Raw genomic sequence first — 6,202 nt, 5'->3', positions numbered from 1 at the left:
AATGCTATTACATCGGACTTTATCGAGGATACCTCCTGATGAAGCGATCTCAGATCCTCCTTGATATCATCAATTCTCTTGTTAAGTGAGATATTCAGATCATCGATCCTCTTGTTGAGGGAAGCGCTCAGATCATCGATCCTCTTGTTTGTATCATCGATCCTCTTGTTCATCTGATCGAGGAGGAGGATTATCACATCAGTGCTAGTGAGCTTCTTTCCCTCCGTTATCTTCTTTGCAATTCTCTCTGAAGCTTGTTTTAATGCCTCCTCCAGAACGGATGTCACAACAGCCTCAACCATAAGGATTGGTACAGAGGGAAGTATATAAAGTTGGTGCTTCTCAATTCCTGTTCCCAGAGTGCACGTGACAATTTGCTGGATCAACAAAGGAGTTGATCCAGCAACAGGGGGATGAAGTTTAATAGAACGGTTGCTGCAAGCACTCCAGGTTTTTAGAGCATCAGGGGTAGCCCTTTGATCAGTCTTCCTGTTGTTGGATCCACCTTGTAGCCCATCTGCTCCAGAGCCACCACGCGTATGAGCGGTGTTGTGCCCCTAGGCCTTTTTATGACGGGGGATTGGGCTATCCTGTCCTCTATTTTTATTATAGCGTTAGCTACAAGCTCCACTTTTCCTGCTCCCTCTGCTGTTTCTGCTTGATGCTCGCCCAGGCTTGGCAATCCGAGTTCTGTGATTGCGCGCGCATACTAGCCCTTTAGTTGAGGAAAACCTAAGGGATTGCCGGACCTTTTAATAGAGGCTATAAGCATAAACCGGCAGGAATAACTATTGTCCAGCAGTGGGAATTTTGAGGATATCATGAAGATTTTCAACCTTAAATTAAAAATAGCTGAGTAATGTGAGCACATGGCCTCAATTCAGCATGAGAACTCAGTCCTATCATGGAATTTGAGCACGCTTAGTGCAAGTCAAATATTTTCAGAGCGTTTCTAAAGCAGTGCATGTCTATAGGCATATAGACTCAACGAAATCCTTAAATATGGTCGCTTTACAAGGATCTGTGAAGCTCCAAGCTATAATATGGAAAGAAGAGGACATGTTCGTGATTAAGGAGGCTTTTACCGGCGTCACTACCCAGGGTAAGACAATAGAGGAAGCCATGGAAAATCTAAAGGAGGCAATCGAGCTTTACTTAGAGGAAAAGCCAGAAATAGCCACTGAAATTAAAAACATAGAGGCCGTAGGTGCATTAAATGTCGAAATTACCAAGGCTGTCAGGTGAAGAGATAGTCTTTGGTCGAAAAGTTCGGGTTTGAGGTCGTTAGGCAAAGAGGTTCGCATGTTGTTTTAATGAATTTAAAGATGACGAAAGATAGTCACTATAGTACCAATGCACAGAGAAGTAAAAATTGGTACACTATTGGGAATTTTAAAACTTGCAGGAATATCCAAGGAAGAATTCATGAAAAACTTAAAGTAGCGCACTAAGATTATTTCTTGTATCTCAGCTCTTAAGCTCTAGTAGTACAGGCATTCCAAAGCAAAGTGGATGTGCACCCGCACGATAAAAGGGATAATGGAGGAGCTGATAAGGGCTTCTATAGCCTAGAGGAGCCACAGGGAACTACAGGAGTATGCGGCATCCATCATTGAGACGCTGAGCTGAGGAAAGGGTGGTCTGCTGCAGATGAATTGTACAGAAATTTCTACGGGGCATGGCTTCCTCCCAAGCTTGTCAGGGGATATATCGAGGATGTTAAGGAGTTCCTAAGCAAGGTAAAGAGGTTACAGCGGTTATTTCAGCTGAATTTTTTATATTCTTACTATTTAGAGCAGAAAATAGGATAATGATAAGGTAAAATGAATAATTTTGAACTGCGGATTGCAAAAAGCAATTTTCTGCGTTGCTCAGCCACGCTTATTCAACTCCACGCATTTGCACACTATATCCACAACACCTCTTCCATTCTCATATGGGGAGATGTAGAGAGCTATTTTCTTAACCTCATCCTCGCTGTTTGCAGGAACTGCTGGAAACCCGACATTTTTCAGAAGCTCAATATCGTTGATTGAATCACCTATCCCGCACACCTTATCAAGACTTAGACCCATATTTTTTACCACAAAAATCAGAGCAGACAGCTTGCTGATGCCGGCAGGAAGGATATCCACTGCGCTTTTGGAGCGCGTGATATAGAGATGCCTTGCGCGATCTTCCACCTCCTTTTTTACTTTTTCATAAAATAAGCTGATATCGACGCCTTTCGGAGGGTTAAGGCTGATGGATACCTCCTTTCCAGGTTCCATCTTAGCTCCGGGGAAGAGGTTGGGCAGGTTTTCCTCAAAAAATGTCTTCAGCTTTCTCAGCTCATCAAGAGCTTCTTTGCTTATCGAGGGATTTATGAAGCTTATGTCCTTAACAGGATCGTATATTATACCTCCGTTCTCGCATATAGATGGAACTTGAACCTCCAAAAGCTGTACAAATGCCTCAACATATGGCTGAGGTCTGCCGGAGCTCAAAGCTATCTTCGGGTAAATTTTGCCCTCCTTAGACTTTTTGTTTAGGTTTTTTAGATCCTTTATGGCATTTATATCGACTTCTCTTCCCTTGCCGAAAGTTAAACAGCCATCTATATCAATGAAGATCACTTCTATGCCTTGTGATGTCCTCATGATCACACCTAAAATCCTGAGACTAATAAAAGGACAATTTAGGCAGATATAAGCTTTGATTTGGGAACCTTTATCTGAAATCAAGAATATATCCAAGATAAATAGTATTAATCTATAAAATAAACATAAGATTTTTGAGAAAACTTCTAGACAGGAATGTTGTGGTGATGAAGAAAAATGCTAAAAAATAAGGATATAGAGAATTATGAAGAGAGTCTAAAAAAGGGTATAGAAAAAGGGGATTTAGTGGCGTCGTCATCTTTGGAAGAGCTCCAGAAATTAAAAGAGATAAAAAAAGGAGACTTTTTTATCATACTCGCTCATGCCACATTTAAGTGGGAAGAAGTAGGAGAAGAAAAAAGAAAAAGAGTCGTTATAGAGTTACCATCTCTAGACTTCGCTAAAAAGAAATATATAGCTGCATTCGATAAGGATGGCAGAAAACTTCTTGAAGGAAGATACCCTGATTACTCAAGTTTTAATATTCCATGGGAGAGAAAAGCAAAAAAGTTTCTTCTTATGAAGGAAAATAAGCTTCAGCTGCTTTGCCGCTGGGCAGCAGGAGGTGCTATCCCAATTTTAAAATTTAAAAATGGTGACAGATATGTGGCTTTTATAAGGAGGGGCAAGGAAGCTCCTACACATCAGTATCATTTTACCACAGCAAGTGGTCTTTCTGAATATCCAGAGGAGCTCATTGATCCAAGGATTATCATGGGAAGAGAATTTGGTGAAGAAATTATAATAATTAATAAGTCAGGTATTATTTATAAATATAGATTTAAGCTATCACAAAGTGAAAAGAGGGATGAAAAAGTAGAAAATCTAATACAAAGATATTATGAGGAGGAATATAAAGGTAAAATAGAAAGTTTTAAAAATGAACTTAAAGAAAACTATGGAATAAAGAAGATAGATGAGGAAAAATATGTAGAAGCAGAAATAATTTCATTAGGGGAAGATATCATAGAAATAAATTTAGATGAGAATAAAAAGAGTATAAAGGGTGCATGCGTCTTGGACCCTATATTTGGAGCAGTAGATGTGATAGGTGCTGTCGAGGTGGAATTAGACGTAGAAGAACCGAGTGAGATACAGGTACTGAACTTTGATACTAGAGAAAAGAAACCATCAAAAGGAAAGTATGAATTTTTAAATGAAAATATTTTCTTAATAAAAATGGATTACAATGAAGAAGGCTTGAGAAACTTAATTAAAGGAGAAAAATTTAGATGCATTGTCTTTCACAAACAACTTAAACGTGAAAAACCGCTTCTTACCCCACCTCTCCGTGCTACATTAGTTAGCTGCTATAACTACTACTTCCCTTCAGACAAAATTTCAGATTATGGGTATCCACATAGTAAAGGCATACCTGTTAGGGGGGTTGAATGATGAAGAGTGAGATCTACACATCGTTTCATCCTATAGAAGATATAAATAGCTTTGAGGAAAACGACGGTGAAAAATGGAAAGATCATATAAGAGACATGGTATCAGGCTCCACCTCTGAGGTGATAAAAGCCGTTGATGACATGTTAAAGGTTATCACGAACTTGCCTATAGAGCTTCAGCCATATCCCTACTATACAGAACATTTTAGGACGCATCCGAGAAATGTCCTAAGACTTGCATTTGAGATTATGTCAATAAAGCCGGAGATATTCGATGAAAAGGATGTTTTAATAATCACCCTCGCAACATTGATACATGATCTGGGCCAGTTACCTCCTGGAAAAGGTAAAAAGAAGGGCGAGCCAGAAAGATTGAAAAAACTCTTTATCACAGGAAATAGGAGAAAAGGAAAAATTGCAGAACTTTTAGAAAAAGAAAAAGATCTAAAGAGAATATTTTTCAAAGAGGATGATCTCACTACATTAGGACAGATAATATTGTATATAGCAATGTATCACCCTAAACATATGCCTCTTGACAATAAATATTTGGAAAATGCAGATCAGTATGTAAAAGAATGTCATATAAAAAATGATAAAGCGTGGAAGGAAATTAAAAATAAATTTGAGAAGATGGGGGAGGAAATTAAAAAGAAGAACAACCTGCACAATAAGTTAAAGAAAACATTTGGAGAGGAGGAGATTCAGCATTATTTAAAATTAGCAGCTATTCTGAAGCTAGCAGACGGATGTGATGTACAAATATACCGTGATATAAATAAATTTACATATTCATATAAAATTGATTACATCTTTAAAAAATTGAAAGACAAGGACAAAAGAAGGAAGAGTATAAATGCATACTTACGAGATATATGCATAAAGAATGTGAAAATCAAAAGGATAAAAATAAGCGGAGATACTGCGGTAGAGGACAATAATAGTGGCGATAATTACGTAGTGATGATTGCGAATTTTGAGGAAGAGAATGGATCCATCTCTACTGACATTTACGAGAAAATACTCAACTACCTTAAGAGGAAAGAAGAAACTAGTTATATAATCGAACAATTAGAGAGGATAATCAAAAATAGAGAAGAGGAAATAAATGGAAAACGTATAAAAGAACTACTGGAAGATGCATTTATAGATGTATGCACAGAATTTTTGTTAGCAAGAAAGTATCTCATAGATGGTAGAGAAGAAGATGAAGATATAAATATAAAAGGTGTTATTATTGCATATGAAAAGAATAAAAATGAATATAAAATTATTGATGGTTTTCATCTCCAAGTTGACTCATAGAAATCTCTTTTAAGCCAAGAATGTATGAAATTAAAAACCAGAAAGTCGCTCTACTGATAGTTGGGGATTCTACTTGGAAAAATCGGAAAATTACATGAGAGTTTTCTTAAAATCTCGGTAAACAGGAGCTTGTGAAGAAAAGAGAGCCAACAAAGTATTAATCTCATCAACAACACATTTATAAAGGATCTAAATACCTGTATAGAGATGAGCTTGGAAAAAGCGAAGGAGCTTTTGGAAAAGGAGGTTAGGCCAGCTCTCTGTTATATCCTAGAGAAGGATCCAGAACTGTCTCTGATATCCCTAGTTGAATATTTGAGGAGGTTTTTGCAGTGACCACAAGGATTGATCAGGATCTCTCCAAGAGAATAAACAAACTCACCGAGAAAATTAACAAGCTCTCAAAAAGAGTTAACAAAAGATATACAAAACTTGAAGAGATGGAATTAAGACAAACTCTGAGGGATCTGTGCTTTAACAGGGGATTTGAGGCGGACAGAGGATTTATAGCAAGGGGAAAACCTGCAGTTGATGTTATAATAACCGGAAGAAAGACTGTGGCCCTTGTTGAGATAGCGATGAGAGGGGGGTCAAAGGATATAAGGCAGCTTTTGATGGCATCAAAGGCATATGAGGAGATCTACAACGTCAAGCCAAACATTTTATTCCTTCTCTGCGTCAAGGAGCCGGATGAGCTCACTGTAAAAAGGGCTGAGAAAAGAGGAGTTATTGTGACAATGAGGCCTGGGGAGATCGTGAGAACCATGGAGAAAATTGAGAAAAGCAGTTAAAGCAATCTCAAGTTTTATTTGACAGAAATATTGCCAAACCTGAGATGATGACCCACAAACATCGGCGATAGAG

Annotated in this window: 8 protein-coding genes; 5 read left to right on the top strand and 3 right to left on the bottom strand. The window is 38.1% G+C overall.

The features are described 5' to 3' along the window. Both D6D85_RS02840 and D6D85_RS02835 read right to left on the bottom strand, forming a co-directional pair. Positions 1–302: hypothetical protein (locus tag D6D85_RS02840; RefSeq protein WP_125670567.1), on the bottom strand; the 302-nt coding region annotated here is incomplete at its 3' end. Between the two features lie 152 nt (positions 303–454). After that, a complete protein-coding gene (locus D6D85_RS02835; RefSeq protein WP_125670566.1) occupies positions 455–682 on the bottom strand; it encodes a hypothetical protein in 228 nt (75 codons plus the stop codon). Between the two features lie 341 nt (positions 683–1,023). On the opposite strand from D6D85_RS02835, the gene D6D85_RS02830 reads away from it, so the two are divergent. After that, a complete protein-coding gene (locus tag D6D85_RS02830) occupies positions 1,024–1,245 on the top strand; it encodes a type II toxin-antitoxin system HicB family antitoxin (RefSeq protein ID WP_125670565.1) in 222 nt (73 codons plus the stop codon). 626 nt (positions 1,246–1,871) lie between these two features. Here D6D85_RS02830 and D6D85_RS02820 read toward each other — a convergent pair. Beyond that, positions 1,872–2,639 (bottom strand): HAD-IIB family hydrolase, encoded by a 768-nt coding sequence (locus D6D85_RS02820; RefSeq protein ID WP_125670564.1) that lies wholly within the window; start codon positions 2,637–2,639, stop codon positions 1,872–1,874. Positions 2,640–2,816: 177 nt separating this feature from the next. On the opposite strand from D6D85_RS02820, the gene D6D85_RS02815 reads away from it, so the two are divergent. From D6D85_RS02815 to D6D85_RS02805, 4 genes are all read left to right on the top strand, one after another. Beyond that, the gene (locus tag D6D85_RS02815) at positions 2,817–4,034 is read left to right on the top strand and encodes a hypothetical protein (protein ID WP_125670563.1); all 1,218 of its coding nucleotides are present in this window, start codon (positions 2,817–2,819) and stop codon (positions 4,032–4,034) included. Continuing rightward, positions 4,034–5,338, top strand: coding sequence for an HD domain-containing protein (locus tag D6D85_RS02810; protein ID WP_161969649.1), 1,305 nt, complete (start codon positions 4,034–4,036; stop codon positions 5,336–5,338). Before D6D85_RS02815 ends, D6D85_RS02810 begins: the two co-directional genes overlap by 1 nt. A gap of 207 nt (positions 5,339–5,545) precedes the next feature. Next, positions 5,546–5,674, top strand: coding sequence for a hypothetical protein (locus D6D85_RS16950; protein WP_272914407.1), 129 nt, complete (start codon positions 5,546–5,548; stop codon positions 5,672–5,674). After that, positions 5,671–6,129, top strand: a complete 459-nt coding sequence (locus D6D85_RS02805; RefSeq protein WP_125670561.1) for a hypothetical protein — start codon at positions 5,671–5,673, stop codon at positions 6,127–6,129. The genes D6D85_RS16950 and D6D85_RS02805 overlap by 4 nt, the downstream gene beginning before the upstream one ends. The last annotated feature ends 73 nt before the right edge of the window (positions 6,130–6,202 follow it).

Source organism: Candidatus Methanodesulfokora washburnensis (assembly GCF_003947435.1).
Taxonomy (GTDB): domain Archaea; phylum Korarchaeota; class Korarchaeia; order Korarchaeales; family Korarchaeaceae; genus Methanodesulfokora; species Methanodesulfokora washburnensis.
Note: the sequence above shows the minus strand (reverse complement) of the source record. Positions and strands in the feature narration are given on the sequence as shown.